Origin of the sequence: Pseudomonas sp. 2hn, from assembly GCF_019646095.1 — a bacterium.
Classification (GTDB): Bacteria; Pseudomonadota; Gammaproteobacteria; order Pseudomonadales; family Pseudomonadaceae; genus Aquipseudomonas; species Aquipseudomonas peradeniyensis.
The window spans coordinates 1,260,849-1,278,808 of sequence record NZ_CP081016.1 but is presented as its reverse complement, the minus strand read 5'-3'; the positions used below and the strand labels follow the sequence as shown (position 1 = coordinate 1,278,808).

16 protein-coding genes are annotated in these 17,960 nt (G+C 63.8%); 3 read left to right on the top strand and 13 right to left on the bottom strand.

The window, feature by feature from the left end:
• From lpxA to rpsB, 13 genes are all read right to left on the bottom strand, one after another.
• On the bottom strand, window positions 1-777 hold the full coding sequence (lpxA, locus tag K2O50_RS05935) for an acyl-ACP--UDP-N-acetylglucosamine O-acyltransferase (protein ID WP_028690667.1): 777 nt from the start codon (window positions 775-777) through the stop codon (window positions 1-3).
• A complete protein-coding gene (gene fabZ, locus K2O50_RS05930; RefSeq protein ID WP_003252314.1) occupies window positions 774-1,214 on the bottom strand; it encodes a 3-hydroxyacyl-ACP dehydratase FabZ in 441 nt (146 codons plus the stop codon). The genes lpxA and fabZ overlap by 4 nt, the downstream gene beginning before the upstream one ends.
• A gap of 112 nt (window positions 1,215-1,326) precedes the next feature.
• Entirely contained in the window at window positions 1,327-2,382 is a 1,056-nt protein-coding gene (gene lpxD / locus K2O50_RS05925) for a UDP-3-O-(3-hydroxymyristoyl)glucosamine N-acyltransferase (RefSeq protein ID WP_050704415.1), read from the bottom strand.
• Between the two features lies 1 nt (window position 2,383).
• Entirely contained in the window at window positions 2,384-2,887 is a 504-nt protein-coding gene (locus tag K2O50_RS05920; RefSeq protein WP_023629834.1) for an OmpH family outer membrane protein, read from the bottom strand.
• A 44-nt stretch (window positions 2,888-2,931) separates the two neighbouring features.
• The gene (gene bamA, locus K2O50_RS05915; protein ID WP_050704414.1) at window positions 2,932-5,292 is read right to left on the bottom strand and encodes an outer membrane protein assembly factor BamA; all 2,361 of its coding nucleotides are present in this window, start codon (window positions 5,290-5,292) and stop codon (window positions 2,932-2,934) included.
• A gap of 75 nt (window positions 5,293-5,367) precedes the next feature.
• Window positions 5,368-6,720, bottom strand: coding sequence for an RIP metalloprotease RseP (rseP, locus tag K2O50_RS05910; RefSeq protein ID WP_050704413.1), 1,353 nt, complete (start codon window positions 6,718-6,720; stop codon window positions 5,368-5,370).
• A gap of 42 nt (window positions 6,721-6,762) precedes the next feature.
• Window positions 6,763-7,953, bottom strand: a complete 1,191-nt coding sequence (ispC, locus tag K2O50_RS05905) for a 1-deoxy-D-xylulose-5-phosphate reductoisomerase (protein WP_050704412.1) — start codon at window positions 7,951-7,953, stop codon at window positions 6,763-6,765.
• A complete protein-coding gene (locus tag K2O50_RS05900) occupies window positions 7,950-8,765 on the bottom strand; it encodes a phosphatidate cytidylyltransferase (RefSeq protein ID WP_050704411.1) in 816 nt (271 codons plus the stop codon). Before K2O50_RS05900 ends, ispC begins: the two co-directional genes overlap by 4 nt.
• The gene (gene uppS / locus K2O50_RS05895) at window positions 8,765-9,520 is read right to left on the bottom strand and encodes a polyprenyl diphosphate synthase (RefSeq protein WP_028690674.1); all 756 of its coding nucleotides are present in this window, start codon (window positions 9,518-9,520) and stop codon (window positions 8,765-8,767) included. Before uppS ends, K2O50_RS05900 begins: the two co-directional genes overlap by 1 nt.
• A 19-nt stretch (window positions 9,521-9,539) precedes the next feature.
• Window positions 9,540-10,097 carry a ribosome recycling factor gene (gene frr, locus K2O50_RS05890; RefSeq protein WP_028690675.1) on the bottom strand — a complete coding sequence of 186 codons (558 nt, stop codon included), beginning with the start codon at window positions 10,095-10,097 and terminating at the stop codon, window positions 9,540-9,542.
• Window positions 10,094-10,837, bottom strand: coding sequence for a UMP kinase (gene pyrH / locus K2O50_RS05885; protein WP_028690676.1), 744 nt, complete (start codon window positions 10,835-10,837; stop codon window positions 10,094-10,096). Before pyrH ends, frr begins: the two co-directional genes overlap by 4 nt.
• Window positions 10,838-11,014: 177 nt before the next feature.
• Window positions 11,015-11,878 (bottom strand): translation elongation factor Ts, encoded by an 864-nt coding sequence (gene tsf / locus K2O50_RS05880; RefSeq protein WP_050704410.1) that lies wholly within the window; start codon window positions 11,876-11,878, stop codon window positions 11,015-11,017.
• A 185-nt stretch (window positions 11,879-12,063) separates the two neighbouring features.
• Entirely contained in the window at window positions 12,064-12,801 is a 738-nt protein-coding gene (rpsB, locus tag K2O50_RS05875) for a 30S ribosomal protein S2 (protein ID WP_028690678.1), read from the bottom strand.
• Between the two features lie 348 nt (window positions 12,802-13,149).
• Between rpsB and map the strand changes: the two genes are divergently transcribed.
• From map to dapC, 3 genes are read left to right on the top strand one after another with little or no spacing between them, the layout of a single operon-like run.
• Window positions 13,150-13,932 carry a type I methionyl aminopeptidase gene (map, locus tag K2O50_RS05870; protein ID WP_050704409.1) on the top strand — a complete coding sequence of 261 codons (783 nt, stop codon included), beginning with the start codon at window positions 13,150-13,152 and terminating at the stop codon, window positions 13,930-13,932.
• 25 nt (window positions 13,933-13,957) lie between these two features.
• The gene (locus K2O50_RS05865; RefSeq protein ID WP_050704408.1) at window positions 13,958-16,660 is read left to right on the top strand and encodes a [protein-PII] uridylyltransferase; all 2,703 of its coding nucleotides are present in this window, start codon (window positions 13,958-13,960) and stop codon (window positions 16,658-16,660) included.
• A gap of 21 nt (window positions 16,661-16,681) precedes the next feature.
• Complete coding sequence (gene dapC, locus K2O50_RS05860) at window positions 16,682-17,875, top strand: succinyldiaminopimelate transaminase (protein WP_050704407.1); 1,194 nt, start codon at window positions 16,682-16,684, stop codon at window positions 17,873-17,875.
• The last annotated feature ends 85 nt before the right edge of the window (window positions 17,876-17,960 follow it).

The following is a 17,960-nucleotide window of genomic DNA, read 5'->3' as shown; positions in this document are numbered from 1 at the left end:
TCAGCGGGTGATGCCGCGTGCGGAATTGGCGATCGATTGGCGGAACAGGTCGACTTCGGGGAACTGCGTGACCAGCTCATCCAGCTCCTTGAGCGCCTCTTCGACGGTCAGGCCCTGGCGGTAGACGATCTTGTAGGCGCGACGCAGGGCGTGCAGCACTTCGTCGCTGAAACCGCGACGGCGCAGGCCTTCGAAGTTCATGCTGCGCGCCTCGGCCGGGCTGCCGAACACCGTGACGTAAGCCGGTACGTCCTTGCCGATCGCGGTGCCCATGCCGGAAAACGCGTGGGCGCCGATATGGCAGTACTGGTGCACCAGGGTGTAGCCGGACAGGATCGCCCAGTCGCCGACATGCACATGGCCCGCCAGCGCGGTGTTGTTGACCAGGATGCAGTGGTTGCCGATGACGCTGTCGTGGCCGATGTGGGCATAGGCCATGATCAGGTTGTGATCGCCCAGGGTCGTTTCCGAACGGTCCTGCACGGTGCCGCGGTGGATGGTGACACCCTCGCGGATCACGTTGTGGTCACCGATCACCAGGCGCGTCGGCTCACCCTTGTACTTCAGGTCAGGGGTGTCTTCGCCGATCGAGGAAAACTGGTAGATGCGGTTGTGCTTGCCGATGCGGGTCGGCCCCTTGAGCACCACGTGCGGACCGATGACGGTGCCCTCCCCGATTTCCACATCGGGGCCTACGATCGACCAGGGGCCGACCTCGACGCCCTCGGCCAACTTGGCCGAGGGGTCGATGATCGCCCTTGGGTCAATCGAACTCATAGGGAGCGTTCCGCGCAGGTGATCTCGGCCGAGCAGACCGGCTTGCCGTCCACCAGGGCGCGGCACTCGAACTTCCAGATCATGCTCTTGCGGCTGAGGAACTTGGCTTCCAGCACCAGCTGGTCGCCCGGCAGCACCGGCTGGCGGAAGCGCAGCTTGTCGGAGCCGACGAAGTAGTAGAGGGTGCCGTCCGCCGGCTTGGCGTCGAGCATCTTGAATCCGAGAATCCCGGCCGCCTGGGCCATCGCCTCGATGATCAGCACGCCCGGCATGATCGGATGCGCCGGGAAGTGGCCATTGAAGAACGGCTCGTTGATGCTGACATTCTTGTAGGCACGAATGCTTTGGGCCTCGAAGTCCAGGTCCGTCACACGGTCCACCAGCAGGAACGGGTAACGGTGAGGCAGGTATTCGCGAATCTCGTTGATGTCCATCATTTCGGGGGGAAGCCTGTATAAGAATAGGGAGCGCAGGTGCTGACCACACGCTCCTTTTGCAGATCCAAAGAGGAGCCAGCTAGCGACTGTAACGCTTGCTCAGTAAATGGTATCAGCCTTCTGATGTCGGCTGGCCACCTGAGGTCACGGTGTCGACACGCTTTTCCAGCTGCTGGAGACGCTTGGACATCTCGTCCAGCTGGCGAATGCGAGCGGCGCTCTTGCGCCACTCGGCCAAGGGTTGCATGGCCGTACCGGAAGAATAGCCACCCGGCTCGGTAATCGAACGGGTCACCATGGTCATGCCGGAAACGAAGACATTGTCGCAGACGTCGATGTGGCCGACCATCCCGACGCCACCGGCGATCATGCAATGCTTGCCGATGCGGGTGCTGCCGGAAATCCCGACGCAGGCCGCCATCGCCGTGTGGTCGCCGACCTGCACGTTGTGGGCGATCTGGATCTGGTTGTCGAGCTTGACGCCATCACCGATGCGGGTGTCCGACAGCGCGCCGCGGTCTACCGCGGTGTTCACCCCGATCTCCACGTCATCACCCAGGGTGACGCCGCCGATCTGCGCGATCTTGCGCCAGATACCCTTCTCGTTGGCAAAGCCGAAGCCCTCGCCACCGATCACCGCGCCGGACTGGATGACCACGCGCTTGCCGATGGTCACGTCGTGATACAGCGTGACCCGTGGGGCCAGCCAGCCGCCCTCGCCGATGACGCAGCGGGCGCCGACGAAACAGTGCGCGCCGACCGTCACGTTGGCGCCAATGCGCGCGCCGCTCTCGATCACCGCGAACGGGCCGATGCTGGCGCTGGCATCCACCTGGGCATCCTCGGCAACCACGGCGCTGGGATGGACTCCCGCCACAGCCTTGGGCTTCGGATCGAACAGGTGCGAAATGCGTGCATAGGCCAGGTAAGGATCGGGAACGATCAGGGCGTTGCCGGCAAAACCTTCGGCGTCCTCGGCCTTGAGCAATACCGCGCTGGCCGTGGAGTCGTCCAGGAATTTGCGGTACTGCTTGTTGGCCAGGAAGCTCAACTGCCCGGAACCGGCCTCCTGCAAGGTGGCCAGCCCGGTGATCTGCAGCGCCTCGGGGCCTTTGAGTTCGGCCCCGAGGGCCTCGGCCAGCTGGCCGAGCGTCATGGTCACGGTCATATCAACGGGCTTGGTTCATGCGCTCGATGACCTGGCGGGTGATGTCGTACTGCGGCTTGACATCGATGACCGCGCCACGCTCCAGAACCAGGTCGAAACCGCCCTTCTTGATCACTTCCTCGACAGCGCCGTCAAGTTTCGGCTTGAGCTGCTTGAGCATGTCGCGGTCGGCCACGGCCTTGGCTTCGTTGAGTTCCTTGGACTGGAACTGGAAGTCGCGGGCTTTTTGCTTGAACTCGAGCTCCAGGCGTTCACGCTCAGGCTGAGGCATCTTGTCGCCGCCCTTGATCAGGCGATCCTGGATACCCTTGGCGCTGCTTTCCAGGCCCTTGAGCTTGGTCAGTTGCGGGCCGAACTTCTTCTCGGCGTCAACGGCGTACTTCTTGGCCGCGTCGGATTCCAGCAGGGCCATCTGATAGTTCAGCACGGCAACTTTCATTTCGGCGAAAGCCGGGGTGGCGACCAGCGCCGCGGCCACGAGGGCCAGTTGGGTCAACTTACGCACGATGCACTCCTGGATAATCCGTTGTCGTTATGCAAGGGCCGACCTCAGAAGGTCTGGCCCAGAGAGAATTGGAACACTTGCGTGTCGGCGTCGTCCGGCTTCTTGATCGGCATCGCCAGGCTGAAGCTCAACGGGCCCAGCGCGGTGATCCAGGTCACGCCCAGACCGACCGAGCTGGCCATGTCCGAGAATCCGACCTTGGTGCAATCGGGCTTGGAGCCGCAGTTGGTGTCGAACACGTTACCCACGTCCCAGAATACGGACGTGCGCAGCGAACGCTGATCCTTGACGAACGGCAGCGGGAACAGCAGCTCCACGCCACCCTGGACGAGGACGTTGCCACCGAACGGCAGCGGATCCTGGTCCGGGTCGGCGATGGTGCCCTGGTTGCCGGTTACCGCAGCGCCACGGCTCGGGGTGCTGCGTGGACCCAGGGTGCTGTCCTTGAAGCCGCGCACGGAGTTGAAGCCGCCCGCGTAGTAGTTTTCATAGAACGGCAGGCCGGAGGTCGAGCCGAAACCATCACCATAGCCCAGTTCGGTGTGCAGGCGCAGGGTGTACTCGTTGTTGATCGGCTTGAACAGCTGGCCACGGTAGTCGAGCTTGTAGAACGACAGGTCGCTGCCCGGCACGGTGGTTTCCAGGGTCAGGCTCTGGGAGTGACCACGAGTGGCCAGCACGCCTTTGTTCAGGGTCGACTCGGACCAGCCGATCGAGGCCTTGAAGTTCAGGAAGTTGTCGCCCTCGTCCTGGAGGAACTTGAAGATCTCGTCGACGGTGTAGCGGCCGGTCTTGATCTTGTCCTGCTGCACGGTCAGGCCGTAGGTCAGGCGCGAGGTCTCGCTGATCGGGTAGCCGAGGCTGACACCGGCACCGAGGCTGTCCACCGCATAGCTGGCCACGTCGACGTCGAGGTCGTCGTAGTCAGTGCTGCGGTAGAAGGCGTTGTAGCCCAGGCTCACGCCATCGGCGGTGAAGTAGGGATCGACGTAGCCGAAGTTGTAGCGGGTCTGGTATTCGGAACGGGTCAGGCCGATGGAGACCTTGTTACCGGTACCGAGGAAGTTGTTCTGGCTGATCGAGCCACCCAGGATCAGGCCGGCGCTCTGGGCGAAACCGACGCTGGCGGTAATCGAGCCGGAGGCCTGCTCTTCGACGCTGTAGTTGACGTCGACCTGGTCGTCGGTGCCCGGCACCGGCGGCGTCTCGACGTTGACTTCCTTGAAGAAGCCTAGGCGCTCGAGGCGGGTCTTGGACTGGTCGATCAGGTAGGTCGAGGCCCAGCCACCTTCCATCTGACGCATTTCGCGACGCAGCACTTCGTCTTCGGTCTTGGTGTTGCCGCGGTAGTTGATGCGGTTGACGTACGCACGCTTGCCCGGATCGACGACGAACATGATGTCGACGGTGTGATCCTGGTCGTTCGGCTGCGGCACGCCGTTGACGTTGGCGAAGGTGTAGCCTTCGTTACCCAGACGACGGGTGATCAGGTCGGAAGTGGTGGTCATCACCTTGCGCGAGAACACCTGGCCCGGCTGCACCAGCAGCAGCGACTTGACCTGGTCTTCCGGCACTTTCAGGTCACCGGACAGCTTCACGTCGCGGACGGTGTACTTCTCGCCCTCGTTGATGTTGACGGTGATGTAGACGTGCTTCTTGTCCGGAGTGATCGACACCTGGGTGGACGCGATGTCCATGTTGATGTAGCCGCGGTCCAGGTAGTAGGAACGCAGGCGCTCCAGGTCACCGGAGAGCTTTTCCCGGGCGTACTTGTCGTCGTTCTTGAAGAACGACAGCCAGTTGGTGGTCTTGAGCTCGAACAGCTGGCCGAGGGTCTCGTCGTCGAAGACCGTGTTGCCCACCACGTTGATGTGCTGGATCGCGGCCACGGTGCCTTCGTTGATCTTGATCTTCAGGCCGACGCGGTTGCGCGGCTGCGGCACGACCTCGGCGTCGACCTCCGCGGAGTAGCGGCCCTGGGCCACGTACTGGCGCTGCAGTTCGTTACGCACGCCTTCCAGCGTCGCGCGCTGGAAGATCTCGCCTTCGGCCAGGCCCGACTGTTTCAGGCCCTTCATCAGGTCTTCGGTGCTGATCGCCTTGTTGCCTTCGATCTCGATGCTCGACACCGAGGGGCGCTCGACCACGTTGATGATCAGGACATTGCCGTCGCGGTTCAGCTGGATGTCCTGGAAGAAGCCGGTCTTGAACAGCGAGCGGGTCGATTCGACCAGACGGCGGTCGTCGACCTGGTCACCGACGTTCAGCGGCAACGCGCCGAACACGCTGCCGGCGGACACCCGCTGCAGGCCGTTGACACGAATATCGGAGATGGTGAAGGACTCGGCGTGAACTTCAGCGATCATCAGTGCGGAGAGCACCGCAGTTAGCAGCAGACGTTTCATGAAGTCCTTTTATTCCAACTGGCAATAAACAACCTGCCGCGACAAGGCAGCAGGTTTCGCGATTGAGCGAAGCTTTTATAGTCGACCCAGATCGTTGATCAGGGCGAGCAACATCACCCCGACGACCAAACTGATACCGATCTGGACCCCCCAACCCTGCACCCGATCCGAGAGCGGACGACCGCGCGCCCACTCGATCAGGTAGAACAGCAAATGCCCCCCATCCAGTACCGGGATGGGCAGCAGGTTCAGAACCCCCAGGCTTATGCTCAGGTAGGCCAGGAAATTCAGGAAATCCCCAACGCCCGACTGGGCTGAAGCGCCCGCCACTTTAGCAATGGTTATCGGTCCGCTCAAGTTTTTTACCGAGAGCTCCCCGAACAGCATTTTCTTCAGCGATTCGAGGGTCAGGATGCTCATGTTCCAGGTGCGGGAAAGTCCCTCGCCGACTGCTTCCAGCGGCCCATAGCTGACCTCGCGGAGCATCTTCGCCGGCCACTCGGCGGCCTTGACCCCGGCGCCGAGGTAGCCGCCAGAAGCCTGGCCCTCGCCTTTGCGCGCCAGGGTGACGGCAACCTCGAGCGGCGCGCCGTCGCGCTCGATGCGCAGGCTGACCTTTTTCTCGGGACGGGCACGGACCGCGTCGACCACCTGCTGCCAGTCGGCCAGCTCAACGCCGTCGAGCGCCAGCAGCTTGTCACCGGTCTTGAGGCCGGCTGCGGCGGCCGGCCCCTTCGGATCGATCTCAGCCAGCACCGGCACCACCGCCGGGCGCCAGGGGCGCAGGCCAAGGGACTGGATCGGCTCGGGCTCGTCGACGCCCTTGAGCCATTGATTCAGGGAAATATTCAATTGACGCTCAGCGGTCGCCCCCTCATCGAGCACCCCGACCCGCAGCGTGCCGCTCTCGCCGAGACGGCGCACCAGCTGCAGGTTGACCGCTGACCAGCCATTGGTCGGTTCGCCATCGATGGAGACGATTTCCTGGCCGACGCTCAGGCCGGCGCTGGCCGCCAGGCTGCCGGCCTCGACGCCACCGATGACCGGACGCACCTGCTGCGAACCCAGCATGGCCACCACCCAGAAGAACAGGATGGCGAGCAGGAAGTTGGCGATGGGACCGGCGGCCACGATGGCGATGCGCTGACGGACCGACTTGCGGTTGAACGACTGCTCGACCAGCGCCGGCGGGACCTCGCCCTCGCGCTCGTCGAGCATCTTGACGTAGCCGCCCAGGGGGATCGCGGCGACGACGAACTCGGTGCCGTGCCGGTCATGCCAACGCACCAGCGGCGTGCCGAAGCCCACCGAGAAGCGCAGGACCTTGACCCCGCAGCGCCGCGCCACCCAGAAGTGGCCGAACTCGTGGAAGGTAACCAGCACACCCAGTGCAATCAGGGTGCCGACAATCATGTAGAGCGCAGTCATGTCCAATCTCCGGGTGACATTCGGCGGAGTCGGCCGCAGGCTTCAGCGGCCGTGGCGTCGCAGCCACTCCCGGGACAGCTCCCGGGCACGCTGGTCGGCGGCGAACACCGCCTCGAGGGTGGGCAAGGCCACCACGGGCTCCTGGTCGAGCACCTGTTCGATCATACCCGCGATCTCCGGGAAGCGGATACGCCGCTGGAGAAACGCCTCGACGGCCACTTCGTTGGCGGCGTTGAGCACCGCCGGCGCGCTGTTGCCCGCCTCGGCAGCCTGACGCGCCAGGCGCAGGCATGGGAAGCGCTGTTCGTCGGGCGCCTGGAAATCCAGACGGGCGATGGCGAACAGATCCAGCGGCGCGACGCCCGAATCGATCCGCTCCGGCCAGGCCAGGGCGTTGGAGATCGGCGTGCGCATGTCCGGGTTGCCCAGCTGAGCAAGCACCGAGCCATCGACGTAGTCCACCAGCGAGTGAATGACACTCTGCGGGTGCACCACCACTTCAATCTGCGACGGCTTGGCATCGAACAGCCAGCAGGCCTCGATCAGCTCCAGGCCTTTGTTCAGCATGCTGGCCGAATCGACCGAGATCTTGCGCCCCATGGACCAGTTCGGATGCGCGCAGGCCTGCTCCGGCGTTACATCCAGCAATACTTCAGCAGGGGTTTCGCGGAACGGCCCGCCGGAGGCGGTCAGCAGGATCCGGCGCACGCCGACAGCGCCCAGGCCACGGGCGTAATCGCCGGGCATGCACTGGAAGATCGCGTTGTGTTCGCTGTCGATCGGCAGCAATACCGAACCACTGCGGTGCACCGCCTCCATGAACAGGGCCCCGGACATCACCAGGGCCTCTTTGTTGGCCAGCAGCACCTTCTTGCCCGCCTCGACAGCGGCCAAGGTCGGGCGCAGGCCGGCCGCGCCGACGATGGCCGCCATCACGGTATCCACCTCGGACGCAGCGGCCACCTGACACAACCCGGCCTCACCCTCGAGCACCTCGGTGGCGCAGCCCGCCGCGGCCAGCCCCTGGCGCAGGCGCAGGGCCGCCTCGGCGCTCGGCACCACGGCGAAGGCCGGACGATGACGCTCGCACAGGGCCAGCAGTTCGTCGATGCGCGAATAGCCGCTCAGGGCGAACACCTGGTAACGGTCAGGGTGCCGGGCAATGACATCCAGCGTGCTCAGGCCGATGGAGCCGGTGGCCCCCAGCACGGTTATGCGTTGCACGGCACTCACATCACACCCCACTCAGCCGCCCACAGCAGCACGGCAAACATCGGAATCGCCGCGGTCAGGCTGTCAATGCGATCGAGCACGCCGCCATGACCCGGCAGCAGGTTACTGCTGTCCTTGATGCCTTCACGGCGCTTGAACATGCTTTCGGTCAGGTCGCCGACCACCGAGGACATCACTACAACGACAGCCCCCAGCAGGCCCAGCAGCACCTGACCAATACTCCAGTCGCGGGCGAAACCCACGGCCAGGGTGATCAGCAGGCTGACCGCGAGACCGCCATAGACACCCTCCCAGCTCTTGCCCGGGCTGACCTGCGGCGCCAGCTTGCGCTTGCCGAAAGCCCGGCCGGAGAAGTACGCGCCGATATCGGCAGCCCAGACCAGGACCATCACCGACAGGATCAGCCAGTTGCCCAGCGGCCAGTGCTTGAGCAGCACCAAGCCCTGCCAGGCAGGCAGCAGCACCAGCAGGCCGATCAGCAGGCGACAGGCGGCGCTGCTCCACAGCTCGCCGCTACGCGGATAGGTCAGCACCAGCCAGGTGGCCAGGGCCCACCAGATCACCGAGGCGCCCAGCACCCAGGGCGCAAGGTCGGGCATCAGGTAGAGCAGCATCAGGCCGCCCGCCACCACGGCGGCGTAGGCAATGCGCAGCGGCTGCGCCACCAGGCCGGCCAGGCGTGCCCACTCCCAGGCGCCGAGCGTTACCACGAAGCCGATGAACAGGGCGAAATCCCCACCGTTGAGCAGGAAGAAACCACCCAACGCGATCGGCAGCAGGATCAGCGCGGTAATGATGCGTTGTTTAAGCATTAAGCACGGGCTCCGGCTTCGACCTGCTCGCTGGTCTTACCGAAGCGGCGCTGGCGCGAAGCGAAATCGGCCAGCGCGTTGCGCATGGCCTCGTGTTTGAAGTCCGGCCAGTAGAGGTCGGAGAAGTACAGTTCGGCGTAGGCCAGCTGCCACAGCAGGAAATTGCTGATGCGGTGCTCGCCGCCGGTGCGGATGCACAGGTCGGGCAACGGCAGGTCGCCGGTGGCCAGGCAGGTCTGCAGCAGGTCCGGGGTGATGTCCTCGGGGCGCAGGTGACCGGCCTGGACTTCCCGCGCCAGGCGCTGTGCGGCCTGGGCGATATCCCACTGACCGCCGTAATTGGCGGCGATCTGCAGGATGAAGCGGTTGCTGCCCACCGTCGCCGCTTCGGCTTCGCGCATCGCCGCCTGAAGCTCAGGGTGGAAGCGCGAGCGATCACCGATGATGCGCAGGCTGATGTTGTTGTCGTTCAGGCGCTTGGCCTCGCGACGCAATGCCGAGAAGAACAGTTCCATCAGCGCGCCGACCTCCTCGGCCGGACGCTGCCAGTTCTCGCTGGAGAAGGCGAAGAGCGTGAGCACCTCGACCTTGGCCTCGGCGCAGACTTCGATCACCGCGCGAACGGCATCCACGCCGGCCTTGTGGCCGGCGACGCCGGGCAGAAGACGTTTCTTCGCCCAGCGGTTGTTGCCATCCATGATGATCGCGACATGACGCGGCACCGAGCCCGGTGCCGCCGACTTGGTCTTTTCCATTAAGAGAGCAACCCTGGCCTCAAACGGCCATCAGGTCCTTTTCCTTGGCCTTGAAGGCGGCATCGACTTCGGCGACGAACTTGTCGGTCAGCTTCTGGATCTCGTCAGCCGCGCGACGCTCTTCGTCTTCGCTGATTTCCTTGTCCTTGGTCAGCTTCTTCAGGTCGGCCAGGGCATCGCGACGCACGTTGCGCACAGCGACCTTGGCGTCCTCGGCAACGCCGCTGGCCTGCTTGGTGTAGCCCTTGCGGGTTTCCTCGGTCAGGGCCGGCATCGGCACGCGGATGGTGGTGCCGGCGCTGGACGGGTTCAGGCCCAGGTCGGAGGTCAGGATGGCCTTCTCGATGGCGGCGCTGAGGTTCTTGTCGTGGGCGACGATCTTCAGGGTACGGGCGTCCTCGACGGTGATCGCAGCCACCTGGTTCAGCGGCATGTCGCTGCCCCAGGCCGGCACCTTGACGCTGTCCAGGATGCTTGGGTGGGCGCGACCGGTACGGATCGCCGCCAGGTTGCGGGCCAGGGCCTCGAGGGACTTGCCCATGCGCTCCTGGGCGTCTTTCTTGATGTCGTTGATCATTTTTGAACTTCCTCGATCAGAGTTCCTTCCGCACCACCATGCACAATGTTGAGCAGGGCGCCGGGCTTGTTCATGTTGAAGACGCGCAGCGGCATCTTGTGATCGCGGCAAAGGCAGATTGCCGTGAGGTCCATTACACCCAGCTTGCGATCCAGCACTTCATCGTAGGACAGATGATCGAACTTCTCGGCATGCGGGTCCTTGAATGGATCTGCAGTGTATACACCATCGACCTTGGTTGCCTTCAATACCACGTCGGCATCGATTTCGATGGCGCGCAGGCAAGCGGCGGAGTCGGTGGTGAAGAACGGGTTGCCGGTACCGGCAGCGAAGATCACGACTTCCTTGGAATTCAGGTGGCGCATGGCCTTGCGGCGATCGTAGTGATCGGTCACACCCACCATGGAGATGGCCGACATGACGATGGCGGTGATGTTCGCCCGCTCCAGCGCGTCGCGCATGGCCAGGCCGTTCATCACGGTGGCCAGCATGCCCATGTGGTCGCCGGTAACGCGGTCCATGCCGGCTGCACTGAGCGCCGCGCCACGGAACAGGTTGCCGCCACCGATCACCAGGCCGACCTGAACGCCGATGCCGACCAGCTGGCCGACTTCCAGCGCCATGCGATCCAGGACCTTGGGGTCGATCCCGAACTCTTCCGAGCCCATCAGGGCCTCGCCGCTAAGTTTGAGTAGAATGCGTTTATAGCGAGCCTGATGACCACTGCCCTGCTGAGCCATTGCGAATCTCTCCTGCGGCGTTTGTAAAAATCTGGCGGGCTGTTTCAGCCTGCGCGTAACTCTAGCGTGACGCACTTCATGCGTCAGCGAGCAACGGTCTCGTGAACCGCTCCCGCTTTGACAAAGAGGCTGCGCGCGTAAGCGGGCAGCCTCTTCGGGGCGACAGACGAATCCGTCTTACTGCTTGGCGGCAGCTACCTGGGCGGCAACTTCGGCAGCGAAGTCGTCAACCGGCTTCTCGATGCCTTCGCCGACCTTGAAGTAGGTGAAGGAAACGATTTCAGCACCAGCTTTCTTGGCCAGCGCGCCGACTTTGACTTCCGGATCCATGACGAAGGCTTGCTCTTTCAGCGAGGCTTCGGCTTTGAACTTGGAGATACGACCGTTGATCATGTTCTCAACGATGTTTTCCGGCTTGCCGGCGATCTTGTCGGCGTTCAGCTGCAGGAAGACGTTCTTCTCGCGCTCGATGGCCTCGGCGGAGATTTCCGACGCGTCCAGGAACTCTGGGTTCGAGGCTGCAACGTGCATGGCGATGTTCTTGGCCAGATCGACGTCGCCGCCTTTCAGGACAACAACGGCACCGATCTTGTTGCCGTGCAGGTAGGCACCGACAACGTCACCCTCAACGCGCACCAGGCGACGGATGTTGACGTTCTCGCCGCACTTGGCAACCAGGGCTTCACGGGCGGCTTCACGCGAGGCGATCAGCGGAGCGGCGTCGGTCAGCTTCTGGGCGAAGGCTTCTTCGATGCTTTCGGCAACGAAGTTCTTGAAGTCGTCTTGCAGGGCCAGGAAGTCGGTCTGCGAGTTCACTTCCAGCAGAACGGCGGATTTACCGTCGGTCTTGACGGCGATAGCGCCTTCAGCAGCGACGTTGCCAGCCTTCTTGGCGGCCTTGATGGCGCCCGAGGCACGCATGTCGTCAATGGCTTTCTCGATGTCGCCGCCGGCCTTTTCCAGGGCCTTTTTGCAATCCATCATGCCTTCGCCGGTACGCTCGCGCAGTTCTTTGACCAGCGCCGCAGTAATTGCTGCCATTTCAAAATCCTCTTGGAAAGTTTTTCAACCATTCCACCCGCTCGTCACGGGCGTTAAATTCTGCAAATCGCTGCCTTTATATCAGCTCGCCCATGATGCGGGGCCGTTGCTGACAGCAGGATTTCAAGGTGGCAAAAAGGGGGCCAAGCCCCCTTTTTGCGTGCCAAGTAGACGCCAGGCGTCAATTACTCAGCAGCAGGTGCAGCCGCTTCTTCAGCGTAGACTTCAGTACCGCCGGCAACGTTGTTGCGGCCGCGGATGACGGCGTCAGCCATCGAAGTCATGTACAGCTCGATGGCGCGGATGGCGTCATCGTTACCTGGGATGATGTAGTCAACACCTTCCGGGCTGCTGTTGGTATCGACAACGCCGATGACCGGGATGCCCAACTTGTTGGCTTCGGTGATAGCAATGCGCTCGTGGTCGACGTCGATCACGAACAGGGCATCAGGCAGGCCGCCCATGTCCTTGATACCACCCAGGCTGCGGTCCAGCTTTTCCAGATCGCGCGAACGCATCAGGGCTTCTTTCTTGGTCAGCTTGGCAAAGGTGCCGTCTTCGGCCTGGGTTTCCAGGTCGCGCAGACGCTTGATCGAGGCGCGGATGGTCTTGTAGTTGGTCAGCATGCCGCCCAACCAACGGTGATCAACGTATGGCGAACCGCAACGAGCAGCTTGCTCGGCGACGATCTTGCCGGCGGAACGCTTGGTGCCGACGAACATGATCTTGTTCTTGCCCTGGGCCAGGCGCTCTACGAAGGACAGAGCTTCGTTGAACATTGGCAGGGTTTTTTCCAGGTTGATGATGTGGATCTTGTTACGCGCGCCGAAAATGTACTTGCCCATTTTCGGGTTCCAGTAACGGGTCTGGTGGCCGAAGTGCACACCGGCCTTCAGCATATCGCGCATGTTGACTTGGGACATGATAGTTCCTTGATAAGTCGGGTTGGGCCTCCACGTATCCCAATGACCAACCCGTGCTTCCAGGGAAACCGGGCACCCAGGCCATCGTGTCGACACGTGTGTGGGTTTGAGCTGACGGAGGACATCCCCCGAAAGCGGCGCATTTTATACCACAGGCCGAGCGCGAACGGAACCCGGATCATGCTTCGTCCGTCAGTGGCTTTTGCAGCACCCGTGCTTTGCGGCCAGAATGCCTTCAATAGACCACCGGATCCAGGGGACTCTCCCGACAGATCGCCGCCGCGCTCTGGTAGAATCCGGTCTTTCCCGTTTGTTCGCGCCACACAAGGCGCCGTAGAGAGCCTGTTCATGACCGTCACCATCAAGACCGCAGAAGACATCGAGAAGATGCGCATCGCTGGCCGCCTGGCCGCCGAAGTGCTGGAAATGATCGAGGAGCACGTCAAGCCCGGCGTCACCACCGAAGAGCTCGACCGCCTGTGCCACGACTACATCGTCAACGTCCAGCAGGCGATCCCCGCCCCTCTCAACTACAAGGGCTTCCCCAAGTCGATCTGCACCTCGATCAACCATGTGGTCTGCCACGGCATCCCCAATGACAAGGCGCTCAAGGACGGCGACACCATCAACATCGACGTGACCGTGATCAAGGACGGCTACCACGGCGACACCAGCCGCATGTTCCATGTCGGCACCGTCGCGCCATGGGCCGAGCGCCTGTCCAAGGTCACCCAGGAGTGCCTGTACAAGGCCATCGAGCTGGTCAAGCCCGGCTGCCGCCTGGGCGACATCGGCGAAGTGATCCAGAAACACGCCGAGAAGAACGGTTTCTCGGTGGTCCGCGAGTTCTGCGGCCACGGCATCGGCAAGGTGTTCCACGAAGAGCCGCAAATCCTCCACTACGGCCGCGCCGGCACCGGCATGGAGCTCAAGGAAGGCATGACCTTCACCATCGAGCCGATGATCAACCAGGGCAAGGCCGACACCAAGGTACTGGGCGACGGCTGGACCGCCATCACCAAGGACCGCAAGCTCTCGGCCCAGTGGGAACACACCCTGGTGGTGACCGCCAGCGGCTACGAGATCTTCACCCTGCGCAAGGACGACACAATCCCGCGCACCTCGGCCTGATACTGACTAACAGGAACGCGACTCGATGCCCCAGGTGGATCCCGAGCTGTTCGACCGCGGCCAGTTCCAGGCGGAACTGGCCCTCAAGGCAAGCCCCATCGCCGCTTTCAAGAAGGCCATCCGCATGGCCGGCGAGGTGCTCGACAAGCGTTTCCGTGAAGGCCGCGAGATCCGCCGGCTGATCGAGGATCGCGCCTGGTTCGTCGACAACATCCTGCAACAGGCCTGGCACCAGTTCAGCTGGGGCGCGCCGGACGGCATCGCCCTGGTGGCGGTGGGCGGCTATGGCCGCGGCGAGCTGCACCCGTTCTCGGACATCGACCTGCTGATCCTGCTCGACGCCGCCGAGCACGAGCAGTACCGCGACGCCATCGAGCGCTTCCTCACGCTGCTGTGGGACATCGGCCTGGAAGTCGGCCAGAGCGTGCGCACCGTCGACGAATGCGCCGAGCAGGCCCGGGCCGACCTCACGGTCATCACCAACCTGATGGAAAGCCGCACCATCGCCGGCCCCGAGTCGCTGCGCCGACGCATGCTCGACGCCACCAGCACCGCGCATATGTGGCCGAGTAAGGAGTTCTTCCTGGCCAAGCGCGCCGAGCTCAAGGCCCGCCACCACAAGTACAACGACACCGAGTACAACCTCGAGCCCAACGTCAAGGGCGGGCCGGGTGGCCTGCGCGACATCCAGACGGTGCTTTGGGTGGCCCGGCGCCAGTACGGCACCCTGAACCTGCACGCACTGGCCGGCGAGGACTTCCTGCTGGAAAGCGAGAACGAACTGCTGGCCTCGTCCCAGGCCTTCCTCTGGCGTGTGCGCTATGCCCTGCACATGCTCGCCGGACGCGCCGAGGACCGCCTGCTGTTCGACCACCAGCGCAGCATCGCCGCGCTGCTGGGCTACACCGACGACAACCCCAAGCGCGCCATCGAACAGTTCATGCAGCAGTACTACCGGGTGGTGATGAGCATCAGCCAGCTGTGCGACCTGATCATCCAGCACTTCGAGGAGGTGATCCTCGCCGATGACGACAGCGGCGCCACCCAGCCGCTGAACGCGCGCTTCCGCCTGCACGACGGCTATATAGAAGCGGTCAACCCAAACGTGTTCCGGCGCACCCCGTTCGCCATGCTGGAGATCTTCGTGCTGATGGCCCAGCACCCCGAGATCAAGGGGGTGCGCGCCGACACCGTGCGCCTGCTGCGCGAGCATCGCCACCTGATAGACGACAAGTTCCGCAACGATATCCGCAACACCAGCCTGTTCATCGAGCTGTTCAAGTGCGAGATCGGCATCCACCGCAACCTGCGGCGGATGAACCGCTATGGCATCCTCGGCCGCTACCTGCCGGAGTTCGGCCTGATCGTCGGGCAGATGCAGCACGACCTGTTCCACATCTATACGGTCGATGCGCACACCCTCAACCTGATCAAGCACTTGCGCAAGCTGCAGTACACCCCGGTTTCCGAGAAATTCCCGCTGGCCAGCAAGCTCATGGGGCGCCTGCCCAAGCCCGAGCTGATCTACCTGGCCGGCCTCTACCACGACATCGGCAAGGGTCGCCAGGGCGACCACTCCGAGCTGGGCGCAGTGGACGCACAGGCCTTCTGCGCGCGCCACCAGCTGCCTGCGTGGGACAGCCGGCTGATCGTCTGGCTGGTGCAGAACCACCTGGTGATGTCCACCACCGCCCAGCGCAAGGACCTCTCCGACCCGCAGGTAATCAACGACTTCGCCCTGCACGTGGGCGACGAGACGCGCCTGGACTATCTCTACGTGCTGACCGTGGCCGACATCAACGCCACCAACCCAAGCCTGTGGAACTCCTGGCGGGCGAGCCTCTTGCGCCAGCTCTACACCGAGACCAAGCGCGCCCTGCGCCGGGGCCTGGAGAACCCGCTGGACCGCGAGGAGCAGATCCGCCAGACCCAGAGCGCGGCGCTCGACATCCTGGTGCGCGAGGGCACCGACCCGGACGACGTCGAGCAGCTCTGGTCGCAGCTGGGCGATGACTACTTCCTCAAGCACACCGCCGCCGACGTGGCCTGGCACAGCGATGCGATCCTCCAGCAGCCGGCCGACGGCGGGCCACTGGTGCTGATCAAGGAAACCACCCAGCGCGAGTTCGAGGGTGGCACGCAGATCTTCATCTACGCCCCTGACCAGCATGATTTCTTCGCCGTTACCGTGGCCGCCATGGCCCAGCTCAACCTGAACATCCACGACGCCCGGATCATCACCTCGAGCAGCCAGTTCACCCTCGACACCTACATCGTGCTCGACAACGACGGCGGCTCGATCGGCGACAACCCGCAACGGGTCAGGCAGATCCGCGACGGCCTGACCGAAGCGCTGCGCACCCCCGAGGACTATCCGGCGATCATCCAGCGCCGGGTGCCACGCCAGCTCAAGCACTTCGACTTCCCGCCGCAGGTGACCATCCTCAACGACGCCCAGCGCCCGGTGACCATCCTCGAGATCACCGCACCGGACCGGCCCGGCCTGCTGGCGCGGATCGGGCGGATCTTCCTGGAGTTCGACATCTCGCTGCAGAACGCCAAGATCGCCACCCTCGGCGAGCGCGTGGAGGACGTGTTCTTCATCACCGACGCCGACAACCAGCCGCTGTCCGACCCGCAGCTGTGCAGCCGCCTGCAGGAGGCCATCGTCCAGCAGCTGCAGGCCGGACAGGCCAGCGATGCCAGCCCCACCCGCATGACCTTTTGACGATAACGAGACCTTGCGCCAATGAACCCAGCACTGACCCAGCTCCAGCCCTACCCGTTCGAGAAACTGCGTGCCCTGCTGGGGAGCGTGAAGCCGGCGGCGGACAAACGCCCGATCGCCCTGTCGATCGGCGAGCCGAAGCATGAATCGCCGGCCTTCGTCGCCAAGGCCATGGCCGACAACCTCGACAAGCTGGCGGTCTACCCCAGCACCCTGGGCCTGCCGGCCCTGCGCCAGGCCATCGGCCAGTGGTGCGAGCGGCGCTTCGGCGTACCGGCCGGCTGGCTGGACGCCGACCGCCATATCCTGCCGGTCAACGGCACCCGCGAGGCGCTGTTCGCCTTCACCCAGGCCGTGGTCGATCGCTCGGCAGATGGCCTGGTGGTCAGCCCCAACCCGTTCTACCAGATCTACGAAGGCGCGGCCCTGCTGGCCGGCGCCACCCCACACTACCTGCCCTGCCTGGAAAACAACGGTTTCAACCCCGACTTCGACGCCGTGCCGGCCGACGTCTGGAAACGTTGCCAGATCCTGTTCCTGTGCTCCCCGGGCAACCCCACCGGCGCCCTGGTGCCGATGGACACCCTGAAAAAGCTGATCGCCCTGGCCGACGAGCACGACTTCGTGATCGCCGCCGACGAGTGCTACAGCGAGCTGTACTTCGACGAGGACGCGCCACCACCGGGCCTGCTCAGCGCCTGCGCGGAACTGGGCCGAAATGACTTCAAGCGCTGCGTGGTATTCCACAGCCTGTCCAAGCGCTCCAACCTGCCGGGGCTGCGCTCGGGCTTCGTCGCCGGCGACGCCGAAATCATCAAGCCGTTCCTGCTGTACCGCACCTACCATGGTTGCGCCATGCCGGTGCAGACCCAGCTGGCCAGCATCGCCGCCTGGCAGGATGAGGCCCATGTGCGCGACAACCGCGACCAGTACCGCGCCAAGTACGACGCCGTGCTCGACATCCTGCAACCGGTGCTCGACGTGCAACGCCCGGACGGCAGCTTCTACCTGTGGGCCAAGGTGCCGGGCAGCGACGCCGACTTCACCCGCGACCTGTTCGAGGCCGAGCATGTGACCGTAGTGCCAGGTTCGTACCTCTCCCGCGAAGTAGACGGGGTCAACCCGGGCGCCGGGCGCGTGCGCATGGCCCTGGTAGCGCCGCTGGCCGAGTGCATCGAGGCAGCGGAGCGGATTCGCGCGTTCCTGGGCCGCTGATGGCAGGCGCCCCTTCTCACAGGGGGGCGCAATTCAAATCGAGGCAAGCATTAAGTACCGTCAGCACAGAACTCTGGCGACCGAT